The sequence below is a fragment of the Streptomyces angustmyceticus genome (assembly GCF_040701845.1).
Lineage (GTDB): Bacteria > Actinomycetota > Actinomycetes > Streptomycetales > Streptomycetaceae > Streptomyces > Streptomyces angustmyceticus_A.
Genome location: NZ_JBFBHQ010000001.1, coordinates 851521 through 868226, shown reverse-complemented (window position 1 = coordinate 868226; position 16706 = coordinate 851521). Strand labels below are relative to the sequence as shown.

The following is a 16706-nucleotide window of genomic DNA, read 5'->3' as shown; positions in this document are numbered from 1 at the left end:
AGTCCGACGCCCGGGCCCGTCCGGCGGGGCCGCGCTGGGACGTCCCCGGAACCCCGTGCGGACGGCTCAGTCCGTCTGATGGGCCGCGCGCGCCGCGTCCACGAAGTCCTCCAGCGTCGCCCAGAAGGGGCGGTAGGCGGCGTCGAAGGTCTCGCGGGGATCGGTGCCGCCGGGCGGATCGCCCGCGAGGGCCTCGTAGAAGGGTCCGGTCGCCTTCTGGAGGGCGAGCGCGGCCGCCGCGGCCGAGGACGGCCCCTCCAGTTCGACGACCCGCGCGCAGCGGCGGATCCTCGCGTATTCGGCGACCTCACGGTCCCGCAACGCGTCGAGCGCGGCAGTACGGGACTCGGAGTCCGGCATCCGCAGCGTCGCGGAGATCTCCCAGAACAACTCGCCCATCCGGTGGGCCTGTTCGATCAGGTCCAGGTAGGCGGTGCGCCGGCTCTCCCGCAGCCGCTCGGCGCGCTGCGAGCGCGCGCCGATCTCGGCCTGGAGCCTGGCGGCGCGGGCGCTGCCCCGGCTGGTGACCCAACTGGAGAGCACCGCCGTGCCACCGGTCACCGCCGCGATCGCCAGAGTCCACCACGTACTGTCGCCCATCCGGCGCACCCTACCGAGCCGCCGCGGCGCAACCCCGCCCCGGCCGCCGCTACGACGGGAACTCCTCCGGCGGCACCGTGCTCGTCCGGGCATTGCCGCCGATCACCTTGTTCAGGGTGAAGGTCAGCACGGTGTACTGGGTTCCGCCCGCCACCCGCACCGTCCGGAAGGCCGCGCTGTCGTCGAACTTCTCGAAGCTGCACCCGCGGGTGAAGGAGCTCTTCGCGCCGTTCCAGTCCTCGCCGGTGGTGAAGTACACCGTGTACGAGCCGCTGTTGACGCTGCCCACGGTCGCCTCGGAGCCCTTGCGCACGTACAGGGAGAACGCCGTCCGGCCCCCGCGGGTCAGCGTCACCACCGCATCGCCCGCGGTGCCGTTCTTGACGGTCAGCCGCCCCAGACCGCCCCGGCTGCCGTCACGGACCAAGGCGCCGTTCGCGAGCCGCCGGTGCTTGGCCCGCTCCGTGCGCGGCAGGCGCAGCGTGACGTCGTAGCCGAGGGCGGCGAGGGCGCGGCCGGCCTCCTTGATGCTCTGCGGGCTGCGGGCCGTGCGGAGTTCGACGCGAGGTGCGGTGGCGCAGCGGCCGCCGTTGCCGCGGGCGCTCCGCAGGTCCTGCCCCAACGCGCGCAGGGCGGTGACGAGTTGACCGTTCCCGGCGAGGGCGTCGTCCGGTGCGGCGGCCGACTGCAGGGCATCGGCGGCGGTGTCCGCCCTGGCCGCCGCCCGGTCGAGCGCCTTGCCGAGCGGCCCGCCGTCGCGGGCGTCGTCCACCGCACGCAGGGCGCCGTCGAGCGGCCCGAGGGCGCCGGTCAGGGCACGGCGGTAGGCGGCGGGGTCGGCGGTCGGGGTCGTGGCCGGGCCGGGGGACGGCACCGACCCGGCCGCCGGGCTGCTGGAGCCACCCGCCCGGTCGCTGTCTCCCCCGTCCGCGGAGCAGGCCGCCAGGGGCAGGGCGAGGGCGAGGGCTGCCGCGCAGAGGGCGGTGGCGCGGTTCTGGCCGCGCGGGCGCCGGGGCGGACGCGCCGGGTGGGGGAGGACGGCGGTGGCGGTGGTGGTGGCGGTGCGGGGTCCGCCGTCCGGTCGTGCCGCGTCCGTGTGGGAGGACGTATCCGGCTTCGGGTGCGTGTCCGCGTCCCCGGGCGCGTCCGTCCGTCCGCCCGTCGCCGCCGTTCTCCTGTTCGCCGCGCGCGCAGAGGCGTACCTCACCATGAGTCCCCCGATTCCCCCGGTATCACCCGACATCCGGCAACTGCCGAAAGAACCAGGCTTCTGCGCCCAGAAGCGACTGTCAAGGCCGTTGGCCGGGGCGGCAGTTCCGCGGAAATCCCGCGGAATTCCTGCTTCCGGATGGGTGTGCGGGCCACCTGGGCGTATGTAGAGTCCCCTGCCATGGCAGCGCTCAATGATCTTCTCCCCACGGCGGCCGTACGCCTCGACGTCCGGGTGGCGGACTGGCGGGACGCGATACGTACGGCGGGCGGGCTGCTGGTGGAGACGGGTGCCACCACCGAGATCTACACCGCGGAGATGATCCGCAATGTCGAGGAGAACGGTCCCTACCTCGTCATCGCGCCCGGCTTCGCGTTCGTCCACGCCCGTCCCTCGCCCGCCGTGCTCCGGACCGGGATGTGCTGGGTCCGCCTGGAAACGCCGGTCGAGTTCGGCCATGAGGCGAACGACCCGGTGCACCTGGTGGTGGGCCTGGCCGCCGAGGACTCCGGGGCGCACACGGCGGCGATGGCCGCGCTCGCGCAACTGCTCGCCGACCCGGAGACGGCGCGGGCTTTGCAGGACGCGGCCGATCCGGAGGCGCTGCACACGGTGCTCGCCGGGACGGAGGGGGAGCGCGACGACCGGCCGGGGGACGAGGGCGCCGAGGGCGAGCGGGCCGCAACGGGCGGGGCCGCACCCGACCCGGCCGCACCGGGCCGGGCCCCTGCGGTGTCCGGCCCGGCCGTACCCGAGCAGTCCGGCGGCGCCCGGGCCGTCCACAAGATCCTGACCGTGTGCGGCAACGGCGTGGGCACCAGTCTCTTCCTGAAGAACACGCTGGAGCAGGTGCTCGACCGCTGGGGCTGGTCCCGCCATGTGACGGTGGAGGCGACCGACACCATCTCGGCCAAGGGCAAGGCGTCCGAGGCCGTCGCGATCCTCACCTCCCGGGAGATCGCCAGGACCCTGGGGGACGTCGGCGTACCGGTGCAGGTCGTCGAGGACTTCACCAGCGGCCCCGAGGTCGACCGCGTCCTCCGCGACACCTACGACGTGTGAGTGTTCGGGCCCGACCTGCAACGCCCCACCCGCACGCCTGACACCTGACACCTGACACACGACACCCCCTCGACCACCAGCCGGGAGGACGGACGGCCACCATGGACTGGCTCATATCCCTCGCCACGTTTCTCGTGAACGAGATCCTCAGCCAACCCGCGTATCTGATCGGCCTGATCACGGCGGCCGGTCTGCTCGCACTGAAGAAGACCGCGGGCCAAGTCGCCGGCGGTGCCCTCAAGGCGACGCTCGGCTTTCTGCTGATCGGCGCCGGGGCGCAGTTGGTGGTCAGCTCCCTCGGCCCGCTGGGCGGCATGATCCAGGGCGCGACCGGGGCGCACGGCGTGATCCCGACCAACGAGGCGATCGTCGGCATCGCCCAGGCACAGTTCGGCGCGCGCGTCGCCTGGCTGATGATCCTCGGCTTCGCCGTCGCCCTGCTGCTGGCCCGCTTCACCCCGCTGCGGTACGTGTTCCTGACCGGACATCACATGCTCTTCATGGCCACCCTGCTGACCATGGTCCTGGCGACCTCGGGACGCTCCTCGGTGAGTGTGGTGGTCGTCGGCGGCCTGCTGCTGGGCATCCTGCTGGTGGCCATGCCGGCCTTCGCGCACCCCTGGACCAAGCGCATCACCGGCAACAACAGCATCGCCATCGGCCACTTCGGCACCGCCGGCTACATCGTCGCGGGCGCCGCCGGACAACTCGTCGGCAAGCGGAGCCGCAGCACGGAGGACATGAAGCTGCCCGAGGGCCTGCGCTTCCTGCGGGACTCGATGGTCGCCACGGCGCTGTCCATGGTGCTGATCTACGTCATCATGTCGCTGGCCTATCTGGCGCGCGTGGGCCGGGCGACGGCGTTCAAGGCGTTCGCGGCGGGCGGCGGCAGCCCGGCCGGCGACCTCGGCAACTACGTCATGCAGTCCGTCATGCAGGGCCTGCAGTTCGGGATCGCGGTCGCGGTGATCCTCTTCGGCGTCCGGACGATCCTGGGCGAACTGGTCCCGGCGTTCCAGGGCATCGCGGGCAAGCTGGTGCCGGGCGCGGTGCCGTCCCTCGACGCCCCGATCGTCTTCCCGTACGCGCAGAACGCGGTGCTCATCGGCTTTCTCGCCAGCTTCGTCGGCGGCCTGGTCAGCCTCGCCCTGCTGACCTGGGTGGGCCATCCGGCGCTCGGCCTCGCGCTGGTCCTGCCGGGGCTGGTACCGCACTTCTTCACGGGGGGCGCGGCCGGCGTCTACGGCAATGCCACCGGTGGCCGCCGCGGTGCGGTCGTCGGCGCCTTCCTGAACGGCGTGCTGATCACGTTCCTGCCCGCGCTGCTGCTCAAGGTGCTCGGGGCGTTCGGCAAGGAGAACACGACCTTCGGCGATGCCGACTTCGGCTGGTTCGGCACCCTGCTCGGCAACGCCGCCAAGGCGGGCGCCACGGGCGGCACGTTCCTGATGCTGGCGCTCGGCGCCGTACTCCTGGGCGCGGCGGTCCTCTTCCAGAAGCGTGTCGTGGACACCGGCTGGGACCCGGGCGCCCGCCGCGACGCCGTCCTGCCGCGCCCGGCCCCCGCGGCGTCCGGCCCGGCCACGGCGCCGGCCCGGGTCCACGCGAAGCTCGCGCCGCCGGCGGGGGCACCGACCCCGCCACCGCCGCCCGAGGGGAGCTGAGCCGGGACGCACCGGGGCCGGCGCCCGCCCGCCGGCCTCACCGGCACAGGATCCCGTGTGCCGTGTGCCGTGTGCCGTGTGCCGTGTGCCGTGTGCCGGGCGCAGGGCGCAGGGCACGGACCGGCCCGGTTCTCCGCTGGGCCGTTCGATGCCCGTGCCGCGCGCGTCCGGCCCGTGTCCTCCTGCGCGGAGATAAAATCCGGAGCATGGCTGCGGGGGAGTTCCCCGGCTCGCCGGGCGACGTGCCGGCCGGCGTCCAGCGGCTCATCGGCCGCCGGTTCCCGGCCGGTCCGACCACCGTCCGGCCCTGTGGTTTCCCGCCCCCGCGGCCCGGGCGCGGGCGCGCGCCTGCCCGACACCGGCCGAGCGTCGCCGACGGCGGCCCTGCCGGTCCCGCACCGGCGCGCCCACCGTCGGCACGACGAAGCGGAGCGCATATGACCTGCGACGACGAAGACAGGCCGGGGCCGACGCCCGGACCTGCGGTACCACCCGGCGCGCCGCACACCCCCGGGCCCGTGGGACCGGCCGCGACCGCCGGCGGCCCGGACGGGACCGCTCCCGGCGTGGACGGGACCGTTCCCGGCCCGTACGCGACCACCCCCGGTCCGGCCACGACCGCCGAGGACCCCGACGCGACCACCGAGGGCCCCGGAGCGGCAGCCCGTGGCCCCGAAGCGACCGCCCCCGACGCCGTGACCTGCCGGGCCCTGCGCTACGCCTTCGGTGAGACCAGGGCCGTGGACGGCGTCGACCTCTCGGTCCGTCCCGGTGAGGTCTTCGGCCTGCTCGGCCCCAACGGGGCGGGCAAGACCACGGCGATCCGCTGTATCACCACCCTCCTGCCCGTCCCGGCCGGCATGGTGCGGGTCTTCGGGCACGACGCGGCGAAGGAGCGGATGGCGGTGCGCCGGCTGCTGGGGTACGTACCGCAGCAGCTGTCCGCGGACGCCGGGCTGACCGGCCGCGAGAACGTCGCGCTGTTCGCCCGGGTCTTCGACGTCTCCCGCCGCGAGCGCGCCGCACGCATCGCCCAGGCACTGGAGGCCGTCGGCCTCACGGACGCGGCCGACCGGCTGGCCAAGACGTACTCCGGCGGCATGATCCGCCGCCTCGAACTCGCCCAGGCCCTGGTCAGCGCGCCGCGCCTGCTGATGCTCGACGAGCCGACCATCGGCCTCGACCCCATCGCCCGCACCAGCGTCTGGGAGCACATCAACGCCGTACGCGCCGCCACCGGCATGACCGTCCTGGTGACCACGCACTACATGGACGAGGCCGACCAGTACTGCGACCGCCTCGCCCTGATGCACCGCGGCCGCATCCGCGCCCTCGGTACCCCCGATGAGCTCCGGTCCGCCCTGCACGCCCGCCGTCGCGCGGCCGCGGCCTCGCCCACCGCCGGCACCGCACCGCACCCCTCGGCCACCGCCGCCCCCGCACCGGCCGCCAACCCCGCACCGGCCTCGTCCGCCTCGGTGGCCGCCGCCTCCTCTTCCTCGTCGGCCCCATCGCGCTCGTCCGACGCCGTCCCGACCCTGGAGGACGTCTTCCGGGACGTCGCCGGCAGCGGCCTCGACGAGCAGTCAGGAGACTTCCGCGATGTCCGGAGCACCCGCCGCACCGCACACCGGGTCGGCTGAACCGGCCGCCGGCCCCGGCCCGCTGGACCTGCTGCTGGTCCCGCCGCGGGCCCGTACCGGCTGGCGGGTGGTGCCCGCCAGAGTCCTCGCGATGTGCGTGGTCGAACTGCAGAAGCTGCGCCACGACCGGACCGAGCTCTACACCCGTGCCGTCCAGCCCGCCCTGTGGCTGCTGGTCTTCGGCGAGACCTTCACCCGTATCAAGGCCATCCCGACCGGCGGCGTGCCGTACATCGACTATCTGGCGCCCGGCATCATCGCCCAGTCCGCGATGTTCATCGCGATCTTCTACGGCATCATGATCATCTGGGAACGGGACGCCGGCATCCTCACCAAGCTGCTGGTCACGCCCACTCCGCGCGCCGCCCTGATCGCCGGAAAGGCCTTCGCCGCCGGGGTGAAGGCGCTGATCCAGGCCGTCGTGGTGATCGTCATCGCCGCGCTGCTCGGCGTGGCCCTGACCGGGAACCCGCTGCGGCTCCTCGGCGTCGCCGTCGCGGTGGTGCTCGGCTCGGCCTTCTTCTCCTGCCTGTCCATGACGATCGCCGGGATCGTGCTCACCCGTGACCGCCTGATGGGCATCGGCCAGGCCATCACCATGCCGCTCTTCTTCGCCTCCAACGCCCTCTACCCGGTGGCGATCATGCCCGGCTGGCTCCAGACGGTCAGCAGGATCAACCCCCTGAGCTACCAGGTCGACGCCCTGCGCGGCCTCCTCCTGGGCAGCCACGCCCATCTGGCCCTGGACTACGCCGTGCTGGTGGCCGCCGCCGCGGCGGGCATCGCCGCGGCCGCCTCGCTCCTGGGCCGCCTGGCCCGCTGACGCGGCGTCACGCCGCCGCGTCGCAGCGATCCCCCGGCGGCCCGAACTCGCCCCGCGCACACGGCGTTACACTCACGCGGAATGCCTTCCTGCGGTCGTACCGCCGTCCGGCCGGGCAGGGACGGGAGCCACTGAGCCGCCGCCGACAATGCTGCCTGCCGCGTCCGCGCTCCCGCTCTCACCGGGGCGGTACACCGTGTTCCTTTTCCCGAGCCGACGACGGTGGGTGCGATGGTGGATACGGCGGAGCGGACCAGGGGAGCGTGGTTCACCCGAATATCCTCGGACCGCCAAGTCCCTTGTCCCGGAACCACATGGCGACGGCGCCTGCCCGGCCCGCGGGCGATGGCGTGGACCGTCACCGCACTGTTTTTCGCGGTGTACACCCTGGTATCGGTCCTCCGGAACGATCGCCTGCTCAACGCCGGCTACGACCTGGGGATATTCGAGCAGGCAATCCGCGCCTATGCGCACGGCGAGGCACCCGTCGTGGAACTCAAGGGACCGGGATTCAATCTCCTCGGCGACCATTTCCACCCCGTTCTGGCCCTCATCGCCCCCCTTTACCGCCTCTTCCCCAGCGCCGTCACCCTCCTCGTGGTGCAGGCCGCGCTGATGGCACTGGCCTGCCTTCCGCTCACCCGCTGGGCCCACCGCGCCGTCGGCCCGGCCACCGGCCTGGCGGTGGGCTGCGCGCTGGGCGCCTCATGGGGCCTGGTCGCGGGAGTCACCAAGGACTTCCACGAAATCTGCTTCGCGGTCCCGCTGCTCGCCTTCAGCGTCACCGCGCTCGGGCAACGGCGCTGGTGGGCGGCGGCGGCATGGGCGCTCCCCCTGCTCCTGGTGAAAGAGGACCTCGGACTCACCCTCGCCGCGATCGGCGGCTACATCGCCTGGCAGGGCCCGCGCGAGCGGCAAGCACAGCCGGCCGGAAAACGACGCTTCCCCCTCCTCCTCGGCGCCGCCGTCGCCCTGATCGGAGTGGCCGGCACGGCGGTGGAGATACTCGTCCTCCTGCCCGCCGTGAATCCCCGCGGCGGCTTCGACTACTGGCAGCAGATGCCGGGCCGGACATCCTCCGCCGGCGGCCCCGCCGGCCTCCTGTCCCTCGGACTGCACCTGTTCTGGCCGCCGATGAAATGGCTGCTGCTGTTCATGCTGGCCGCACCCACCGCGTTCCTCGGCCTGCGTTCCCCTCTGACCCTGCTGTGCGTCCCCACTCTCGCCTGGCGGCTACTGGCCGGCAACGAGCACTACTGGCAACCGAATTTCCACTACAACGCCATCCTGATGCCACTCGTCTTCGCCGGCCTCATCGATGTGCTCCACCGACGGCCCGCTATCGTGCCACCCCGCAGGCGCCGCAAGGCCCTTGCCTTCTCCGCCGCCTTCACCGCCGTCACCGTCGCGGTCTATCCGCTCCACGACCTGGTCCTCCCTTCGGCCTGGCGGACCCCCGCCCATGTCCGCACGGCGAAACGGCTGTTGGCGCGCATCCCCGACGGCGCCACCGTCGCCTCCTCGAACCGACTGGCCCCGCTGCTGACCGGCCGCACCACCGTCAGCCTGGTCTGCTTCGGCACCGGCCCCGACCCCGCCGCCCCCACCGCCCTCCCCGCCGCCCCGCCCGACTGGGTCGTCTCCGACCGGCACGACCCGACCGTCAAAACCCCCTGCCCCGTGGCACAGACCCACCGCATGCTGCGCCTCTACCGCACCCACGGCTACGTTCAGGTCGCCGAGGAGGACGGCATCACCTTGCTGCGGAGGGGGTGACGTCCGTGGCCACCGCAGAGACCTGGCCGCTCTGCAGCCCCACGGCATGGAATGGGCCGCATCCGAATCGGCTTGCGCCTCGCCGACGAGGAATGTCGTGCAGGGCCTTCGGCGACCGGCCCGCGCACGCTCGGCAGCCGAGGGCCGCACGCCGCGCCGGTGCGCGGCCCTCGGCGCACCCCCCTATGAGGTCCAGCCGCCGTACGGCACGGTGATCAGTTCCATGGCGTGGCCCGCCGGCTCCAAGAAGTAGACGCCGCGGCCGCCGTCGTTGTGGTTGATCGTGCCGGGCTGCTGCTGGTGGGGGTCGGCCCAGTGCTCGATGCCACGCTGCCTGATCTGCGCGTACGCCGCGTCGAACTCCGCCTCGGAGATCAGGAAGGCGTAGTGCTGCGGGGCGATCCGCTCCGCCGGGATCGTGGCGAAATCCAGGGTGACGCCGTTGCTCAGGCCGACGGCGATGAACGGGCCCCACTCGGCCGTGATCTCCAGACCGAGCAGACCGGCGAAGAACTCTGCGGACTCCCGGTTGTCCCGGGCATGGACGATCGTGTGATTGAACTCGACTGACAAGGAATGCCTCCGAGGGCATCTCCCGGCACCTCCATGCCTCACCCGGCCGGTGACCGACACGCGATGCCGCTGCAGACCCTAATCGCCGCGGATGCTCCGCTGCCAGTGCCGTACGGTCACCGAGCTGCGGCGGCCGTCTGCTGTCCCGTACCCGGGGTCCGCCTCCACCCGCCGCGGGGACACCGCCTCCCGGGCCGCGTTCTTGGGCGGTCCCGCCTTCGTGACCGTCGCCTGAACGCCACAGTCAGCGGAGCGCCCCGCCGGCCAATTCGCCTGCATGCCGGGTGAGTTCTTGTGGCTCCTCGCAGCTCCCCATAGCCTGGAAGGCTTTCCGCATCCGCGGAAGGCGCCTCGTCCGGGGCGTGCCCCCGGCTTCGCGTCCCCTCGCGGGCGCAGGAAGGAGCGTGTCGCATGAGCAGGAAGGAGTGCGTGGTCGCCGTGAAGTGGCGAACCCGGCCGCCCGCCCGGACGGTCCGGGAGCACGGGCGGCGGTTCCGGAAGGAACGAGATGTCCCGTACGGACCGGACCAAGCCGCTGTGGGTGCGCCACGCCGAGCACAACCCCCGGCAGGTCCACGACCACCGCTACGGCGGCTGTGACCTGCCGCCCCACCCGACGCGGGAGGCCACCGGCACCCGCTGCCGCTGGGAGGACCCCGGCGCCCTGCTGTTCGGCGGCACGTGCTGCGCGGGCTGCCAGGCCCGCGGCTGTGTGAGGGAACGGCAGGAGATGGCCAGGACCAGCAACCGCAAGGAGCGCTACGAGGGCCGCCGCCTGGCCCGGCGTCTCGCCTCCGGCGCGGAGGACGTCTGACGCGGCGCCCCGCCGGCACGAGGGCGCAGAGCACAGAGCGCACTGACGGCGTGATGCCCTAGACGGAGGCCGCGCCCTTCCCGGGGGGCGGCCTCCGGCCTCTGCGTCGCGGGGAACGGGCCGGACCGATGCTCTTTGGCCCCTGTGACGGTGCACCGTCCGGTAGTTGCTGCCGTCCCTGTGGCGCAGCGGCAGCCCCGGCGCGACGAGGCAACGACTGTGCGGGGCGGTGAAGGCGCGGTCCGGGGTGGCCAGGGCGTGGCGCCCAAGGGCGACCCAACGGGCCGGTGCGGACGCGCCCTCGGGCCCCTGCCGCGGCTCGCCGTCCCGGCCCGCCCGGGTGTCCGACTCGCTGGCCCGTGCCACACGCGGCTAGGACTTTTCGCCCCGGCCGAAACCGGCCTCGGCTGCGGGAGAAGCGAAGGGACGGTCCGGCCCCGCACCCCCTGATCACCGACGAGCGCCCCTCGCGACGACGGCTCAGAGCCAGTCCCGCCGCTTGAAGATGACGTACAGGCTGGTGCAGACGATCGCCATCAGCACGATGGCGAAGGGGTACCCGAACACCCAGTGCAGCTCCGGCATGTGGTCGAAGTTCATGCCGTAGATGGTGCCGACCAGGGTCGGGGCGAAGAGGATGGCTGCCCAGGAGGAGATCTTCTTGATCTCCTCGTTCTGTTCGAAGCCGGCCTCGGCCAGGGCCCGCATCTCGGCGTTCTGCTGCTGGTTCACCAGGGTCGCGTTGACGGCGAGGATGTCCTGCAGGGCCTGCCGGAAGCCGTCCACGCGGTCGGTGGTGTGCAGGGCGTGGTCGGCCACGTCGCGCAGATAGCGGCGCAGCTCTTCGTCGATGGCGTACTTCTCGAAGCCCGCGGTCAGGCTCTCCAGCATGCCGTTCAGCGGGCGGGTGGCGCGCTGGAACTCCACCACCTCGCGGGAGAGTTCGTAGATGCGCCGGGAGACCCGGGGGTCACCGCCGAAGACCTCGGTCTCGATCTCGTCGATGTCGTTCTGGACGCCGGCGACGACGGGCGCGTAGCCGTCGACGACGGCGTCGAGGATGGCGTAGAGAACGGCCTCGGGGCCGCGCTTGAGGAGCTCGGGGGTGTCCTCCATGCGTGCGCGTACGGCCGAGAGGTCGGGGGCGCCGCCGTGCCGCACGGTGAGCACGAAGTCGCGGCCGACGAAGACGTGCAGCTCCCCGAAGTCGACCTCCTCGGGGTCGTCGAGGTAGCGCGCGGCCCGCAGGACGACGAAGAGGGTGCCGCCGTAGCGCTCCAGCTTGGGGCGCTGGTGGGCCTCCAGCGCGTCCTCGACGGAAAGCGGGTGCAGGTCGAACTCCGAGGCCAGGGTGAGGAGTTCGTCGCGGCTGGGGCGGTGCAGGCCGATCCAGGCGAGGGTGCCGGAGGTGGCGCGCTGCTGCCGGAACGCCTCGGCGAGCGTGTCATGGGTGCTGACCCGGCGTCCGTCGCGGTAGAGGACCGCGTTGATGACGCTGCTGGTGCTTTCGGCCGGCCGCTCGGTCGTGCCGGACTCGTCCGGGGGCGCGGCGGGCGTCGGCCCTGCGGGCCGCTTCTTGGCGGGCTTGCGCAGGCCGCGCAGACCGCGCGGCCGCCGGCCGGGAGGCTCAGAGCCCACGACAGCACCCACCTCCGTCACTGGGGATGAACAGGCACACAGAATCTCGACGGAGGATATCTGCCGCGGAAGTCGGAACAGGTCAGCGGGCATGGTGCAGGATGGATCGGGGCGTGGCGCGGTGTGTGTCGCGTCCGCCGAGGTTTGTATGTTTATCTCTAGAATTGTGCGATGCAGATACCCCAGACAGCCAGCGCTCTCCCAGGTGAGGTGATTCGGTGAACGGCCCCGATGCCACCGACGAGCAGTGGGAAGGGCTGGCCGAGGTCGTCCCGCTCCGTGGCAGCAGTGAATGGCCTTCCTGGCCCGATCACCGTGCTCTCCCCGAGGAGGAGCCGGCGCAGGAGGCGCGGCGGTTCATCGTCATCCGCGTCCAGACCTTCGCGGATGCCCGCGAGGTCGCCGAGTACCTGATGGCGCAGATCCCGGTCCTGCTGGACCTCAGCAGCGCCGACGGCGATGTCGCCAAGCGCATCCTGGACTTCTCCAGCGGCGTCGTCTTCGGGCTCGGCAGCGGCATGCACCGCGTCGACACCAACGTCTTCCTGTTGGCGCCGCTCGGCACCGAGGTCGCAGAGGAGGCGGCAGGAACTGTCCCCCGTTAGTAGGAAGAGCTGTTGGGCGTAACGGTTCTCCGGCCGGGGCGCTGCATAGCGTCCCTGCATGAATTCCGACAGTGTGCGGCCGGCGGTCACCGAGTTACGGCTGTCCGCCTTCAAGTCCCATCGCGGCGTCACCCTGCCGCTCGGTCCGCTGACCCTGTTGAGCGGGGGGAGCGGAAGCGGCAAGTCCAGTGCGCTGCAGGCGTACGAGATCCTCGCCCGGCTCGGCAGCGGGGAGTCGCTGGCGCGGGCGGTGGGGGAGGTGGCGGGCAGCCCGGCGGCCTGTGTGCCGGCCGGGGCGCGCCCCGATGAACAGGGGCGGCGCGGGTTCCGCATCGGCTGCACGGTCGACGGCCCGGTCGGCCGCGTCAGCCTCGACCTCGCCGTCCAGGCCGAGCCCGAACTCCGTATCGTCGGCGAACGGTTGACCGGTTGCGGCGAGACGCTGCTGACCACCGCCCTCACCGACCCCACCCGCCCCGCGGTCCAGGCCGCCTGGCACACCGCCGGTGCGTCCCCCGTGACCCGCGCCCCGCTGCCCGACGACCGGCTCGGTACCTCGCTGCTGCCGTTGCGGGTCGCGGGCAAGACGGCGGGGCAGCGGCTGGTGCTGGCCGCGGCGGAACAGGTGGTGGTCGCCCTGCGGTCGGCGTTCGTGTGCGATCCGCGGCCGGAGGTCATGCGGGGCGCGGGGGTGCGCGGTACGGGGGCGGCCGGTGACGCCGGGGGCGGCGCGGGGCGTGCCGCCGGCGCGCGCGGGGGCGGCCGCGGTGGCGGACCGGGGGCCGGGCGCGGGAAATCGGCGGTCGGGTCCGGGACGGCGCGAGGATCAGGCGGGGCGGGTGGTGCCGCAGGGGCCGGAGTGGCCTGGGGTACGCGGGGCCGCAAGACGGGCGGCGGCGAGGCGGGCGGCTGGGGCCGCGAGGCGGGGGAGCCGCGCGACGAGAGGCGGCTGCGGTCGGCCTGCGACAACCTGCCCACGGTGTTGCACCGTACGAGCCTGGAGTGTGCGCGGCGGCATGCGGCGCTGGTCGCGGCGGTACGGGAGGCGTGCGCCGGTCCCGTCGAGGGGCTGCGTGCGGTGCCGCGGCAGCCGGGCGCGGCGGGAGACGGGGCCGCCGACGCGCCTGCGGCGGTGGAACGCGGTGGGGCAGCGGGGACGCACGGCGCGCCCGGGGCCGTTGGCGCGGCAGGCGTGCGTGCCGTCCTCGACCGGGGCGAACTGGGCGAGCTGCCCGTCGAGCAGCTCGGCGATGGCGAGCTGCGGTTCCTCGCCCTGGCGCTGGTGCTGCTCACCGGGCCGGACGTGCTGGCCATGGACCCGGTCGGGGAGGTCCCGTCGGCCCATCAGCAGATGACGGTGATGGCGGACGGGATGGACCGCTGCCTGGACCACCGGCAGGCGCGTGAGCTGGTGTCGCTGGCCGTGCGGATGACCGAGCGCGGACATGTGCGGCTGCTGGGGACGGTACGGGACCCCTCGGTCGCCGACGGGCTGTCCGGCGTACAGGTGCTACACCTGGAGGCATGAGCGAGGATCTTCATGCGCTGCAGCGACGCCTGGCCGAGTTCGCGGCGGCACGGGACTGGCAGCAATACCACACGCCCAAGAACCTGGCCGCGGCGCTGAGCGTGGAGGCGGCTGAACTCGTCGAGATCTTCCAGTGGTTGACACCGGACGAGTCGGCGAAGGTGATGGCGGATCCGCGGAAGGCCGGCCGGGTCGAGGACGAGGTCGCGGACGTGCTGGCGTACCTGCTGCAGTTCTGCGAGGCGCTGGGGATCGACGCGCTGGCGGCGCTCGCCGCGAAGATCGAGCGCAATGAGTCGCGCTTCCCGGCAGTCCGCTCGGCACGGCCGGACCGCCCGCGGGAGGGGGAGGAGTAGCGGGTGGGGGAGTAGGGGCGGGGTGTAGGCACGGGGGCGCGTAGGGCGCGTAAGGCGCGGCCGGCGGGGGTTGGCGGGGGTTGGCGGGGCGGGGGCGGTGGTCTCCGCCCCGTCGTCGGGTAGGGGGTGCCCTCTCGGGGGGCTTCCGGCTTGTCCGGCCCGCCTTCCCGCTGCGACTCCCGGTCCGGCTCCCCGTCGCGTCTCCCGGTCCGGCTCCCCGCCCCGCCTCCCGGTCCGGCTCCCCGATCCACCTCCTGGCCGCCATCCGGCCTCTTCTTCCGCCGGAGGCCTCCCGTGGTGCCCTCTTCGGGGCGTTTCGCGTGACATGTGCAGGGCGCGTGAAAGGTGGGGGAGCTGTGGCGTAAGGGGTGGGAGCGCGCCCGGCGTCGTCCGTCGTCACTCTTCGGAGTCATGGATCTTTCCACATCGCCTTGGTTGTCCACAGATTTGCGAATTCCTCTGGCTTTTTTGGGTGTTCACCCTCACTCTGGGTAGTGGAAAGAGTGCAGGGTGCATGCGAATGACAAGGAGAGGAGGGAGCGGATGGACGCGGTGCGGATCATCGCGGCAAGCCGGCGCGGTCTTGCCGAGGCGAACACGGTGCAGGGAGTGATCGCCGAGGCGTGGCAGGCGCAGGCCTTGGCGGAGGCGGTCGGCAGCCATCTCGCGATATTCGGGCCGTACGAAGTGCGGTCCAGAGCGCGAGGGCTGGGCGACGCGGGCGGGCGGTTCAGCGGGGGACTGCTGTGCCCGGCATCGGTCACCGGCGGGCTGCGGGCGGCTCAGCTGTCCGAAGTGCGGGACGTCAAGGAGGCTTTAGCCGGCCTGTGCCGACTGCTGAGCGAAGTGTGCGAAGCGCTGGTGAGCGTGGTGCTGCTCGCCGATGAGGAGGGGATGTACTGGACCTGCGTCGAGGCCATGGACACGGTCGACGAAGCGAGGGACCGGGTGGCCGGGATACTGGAAAAGCTGGAGGTGCGCGACCGGAACCCTGCCTGAGTAAACAGCACTGAACCCTCCGCGCCCGCGCGGTACGTACGTCCCGAGCGGTGTCTCACCGACCGAGGGCCGGGGAGCGCTCACGCCCGACGCCCGCATCCCCGCCACGGCACCCGCATCTGGCCCCCGGCACCCGCACCCGGCCTCGCACTTGCCACCTCGACGCGCGCCCACGCCGTCCCCGTCGCCCGTCTCATCGACCTCGCCGCCACCTCTTTCTCCTTGCCGTCGTGGCCCCCGCAGGCAAGAAGTGACCCGATCTGACCAGGTCATACCACCTTCACTGGCCTGACCTACCCCGATCTGCCCTGACCTGGGCTGATCTGCTCCGGCTTGACCCGACCCGGTGCTCGACACGCCTCCGACGGTTGGTTCGCCGCTCGGAGCGCAGGATGGAGGTATGGAGCTACGCATTTTCACCGAGCCCCAGCAAGGGGCTTCCTACGACACTCTTCTGAAAGTCGCCAAAGCTACCGAGGACCTCGGCTTCGACGCGTTCTTCCGATCGGACCACTATCTGCGGATGGGTAATGTCGACGGGCTGCCCGGACCGACCGACGCCTGGATCACCCTGGCGGGCCTGGCGCGCGAGACCCGGCGCATCCGCCTCGGGACGCTCATGACGGCGGGCACCTTCCGGCTGCCGGGCGTGCTGGCCATCCAGGTGGCCCAGGTCGACCAGATGTCCGGCGGCCGCATCGAACTCGGCCTCGGTGCCGGCTGGTTCGAGGAGGAGCACAAGGCCTACGGCATTCCGTTCCCCAAGGAGAAGTTCGCACGGCTCGAGGAGCAGCTGGCGATCGTCACCGGGCTGTGGGCCACCGAGACAGGACAGGAGTTCAGCTACGACGGGACCTACTACCGCCTGGAGAATTCGCCTGCGCTGCCCAAGCCCGCGCAGGGAAAGGTGCCGGTGCTGGTCGGCGGCCACGGTGCGACGCGTACACCGCGGCTGGCGGCGCAGTACGCCGACGAGTTCAACATCCCCTTTGCCTCGCTCGAAGACAGCGAGCGCCAGTTCGGGCGGGTGCGGGCGGCCGCCGAAGTCGCCGGGCGCAAGGGCGATGAGCTGGTGTACTCCAATGCGCTCGTCGCCTGTGTCGGCAGGGACGATGCCGAGGTGGCGCGACGGGCCGCGGCCATAGGGCGGAACGTGGACGAGCTGAAGGCCAACGGCCTTGCCGGCTCACCCGCCGAGGTCGTCGACAAGATCGGACGCTACGCCGCGATCGGTGCGTCCCGTGTCTACCTGCAGATGCTGGACCTGGACGATCTCGACCACCTCGAGTTGATCTCCGCGCAGGTGCAGTCGCAGCTGAGCTGAGTTGGAGAGGGGCAGGGCTGAGCAGAGACGAGCAGCGTGGGCAGAGGCGAGCAGCGTGGGCAGAGACGAGCTGAGCCGGGCAGGGAGGGGG

General features: G+C 72.5%; 15 protein-coding genes. 11 read left to right on the top strand and 4 right to left on the bottom strand.

The window, feature by feature from the left end; translation table 11 throughout:
- Window positions 1–66: 66 nt before the first annotated feature.
- Together AB0411_RS03670 and AB0411_RS03665 are read right to left on the bottom strand one after the other, a co-directional pair.
- Window positions 67–600 (bottom strand): hypothetical protein, encoded by a 534-nt coding sequence (locus AB0411_RS03670; protein ID WP_366415530.1) that lies wholly within the window; start codon window positions 598–600, stop codon window positions 67–69.
- Window positions 601–649: 49 nt separating this feature from the next.
- Window positions 650–1810 (bottom strand): hypothetical protein, encoded by a 1161-nt coding sequence (locus AB0411_RS03665; RefSeq protein WP_366415529.1) that lies wholly within the window; start codon window positions 1808–1810, stop codon window positions 650–652.
- A gap of 180 nt (window positions 1811–1990) precedes the next feature.
- On the opposite strand from AB0411_RS03665, the gene AB0411_RS03660 reads away from it, so the two are divergent.
- From AB0411_RS03660 to AB0411_RS03640, 5 genes are all read left to right on the top strand, one after another.
- Window positions 1991–2872 carry a PTS sugar transporter subunit IIA gene (locus AB0411_RS03660; protein WP_366415528.1) on the top strand — a complete coding sequence of 294 codons (882 nt, stop codon included), beginning with the start codon at window positions 1991–1993 and terminating at the stop codon, window positions 2870–2872.
- Between the two features lie 101 nt (window positions 2873–2973).
- Window positions 2974–4536, top strand: a complete 1563-nt coding sequence (locus AB0411_RS03655; protein ID WP_366415527.1) for a PTS ascorbate transporter subunit IIC — start codon at window positions 2974–2976, stop codon at window positions 4534–4536.
- A 695-nt stretch (window positions 4537–5231) separates the two neighbouring features.
- On the top strand, window positions 5232–6179 hold the full coding sequence (locus AB0411_RS03650) for an ATP-binding cassette domain-containing protein (protein ID WP_366415642.1): 948 nt from the start codon (window positions 5232–5234) through the stop codon (window positions 6177–6179).
- Complete coding sequence (locus AB0411_RS03645) at window positions 6139–7002, top strand: ABC transporter permease (protein ID WP_366415526.1); 864 nt, start codon at window positions 6139–6141, stop codon at window positions 7000–7002. Before AB0411_RS03650 ends, AB0411_RS03645 begins: the two co-directional genes overlap by 41 nt.
- 378 nt (window positions 7003–7380) lie before the next feature.
- On the top strand, window positions 7381–8778 hold the full coding sequence (locus tag AB0411_RS03640; RefSeq protein ID WP_366415525.1) for a DUF2079 domain-containing protein: 1398 nt from the start codon (window positions 7381–7383) through the stop codon (window positions 8776–8778).
- A gap of 183 nt (window positions 8779–8961) precedes the next feature.
- Here the strand turns inward: AB0411_RS03640 and AB0411_RS03635 are convergent, their stop codons facing one another.
- A complete protein-coding gene (locus AB0411_RS03635) occupies window positions 8962–9351 on the bottom strand; it encodes a VOC family protein (RefSeq protein WP_366415524.1) in 390 nt (129 codons plus the stop codon).
- Window positions 9352–9859: 508 nt separating this feature from the next.
- Between AB0411_RS03635 and AB0411_RS03630 the strand changes: the two genes are divergently transcribed.
- A complete protein-coding gene (locus AB0411_RS03630) occupies window positions 9860–10165 on the top strand; it encodes a hypothetical protein (RefSeq protein ID WP_366415523.1) in 306 nt (101 codons plus the stop codon).
- Between the two features lie 480 nt (window positions 10166–10645).
- Here the strand turns inward: AB0411_RS03630 and AB0411_RS03625 are convergent, their stop codons facing one another.
- Window positions 10646–11803, bottom strand: a complete 1158-nt coding sequence (locus tag AB0411_RS03625) for a magnesium and cobalt transport protein CorA (protein WP_366415522.1) — start codon at window positions 11801–11803, stop codon at window positions 10646–10648.
- A gap of 218 nt (window positions 11804–12021) precedes the next feature.
- Between AB0411_RS03625 and AB0411_RS03620 the strand changes: the two genes are divergently transcribed.
- The 5 genes from AB0411_RS03620 to AB0411_RS03600 all read left to right on the top strand — a co-directional run bounded on the left by AB0411_RS03620 (window position 12022) and on the right by AB0411_RS03600 (window position 16615).
- Window positions 12022–12408, top strand: coding sequence for a cell division protein SepF (locus AB0411_RS03620; protein WP_366415521.1), 387 nt, complete (start codon window positions 12022–12024; stop codon window positions 12406–12408).
- Between the two features lie 58 nt (window positions 12409–12466).
- Window positions 12467–13936 (top strand): biotin transporter BioY, encoded by a 1470-nt coding sequence (locus AB0411_RS03615; protein ID WP_366415520.1) that lies wholly within the window; start codon window positions 12467–12469, stop codon window positions 13934–13936.
- Entirely contained in the window at window positions 13933–14292 is a 360-nt protein-coding gene (locus AB0411_RS03610; RefSeq protein ID WP_366415519.1) for a nucleotide pyrophosphohydrolase, read from the top strand. Before AB0411_RS03615 ends, AB0411_RS03610 begins: the two co-directional genes overlap by 4 nt.
- A gap of 543 nt (window positions 14293–14835) precedes the next feature.
- On the top strand, window positions 14836–15291 hold the full coding sequence (locus tag AB0411_RS03605; protein ID WP_366415518.1) for a DUF6099 family protein: 456 nt from the start codon (window positions 14836–14838) through the stop codon (window positions 15289–15291).
- Window positions 15292–15691: 400 nt separating this feature from the next.
- Window positions 15692–16615, top strand: a complete 924-nt coding sequence (locus AB0411_RS03600; RefSeq protein ID WP_366415517.1) for an LLM class F420-dependent oxidoreductase — start codon at window positions 15692–15694, stop codon at window positions 16613–16615.
- Window positions 16616–16706 lie beyond the last annotated feature (91 nt).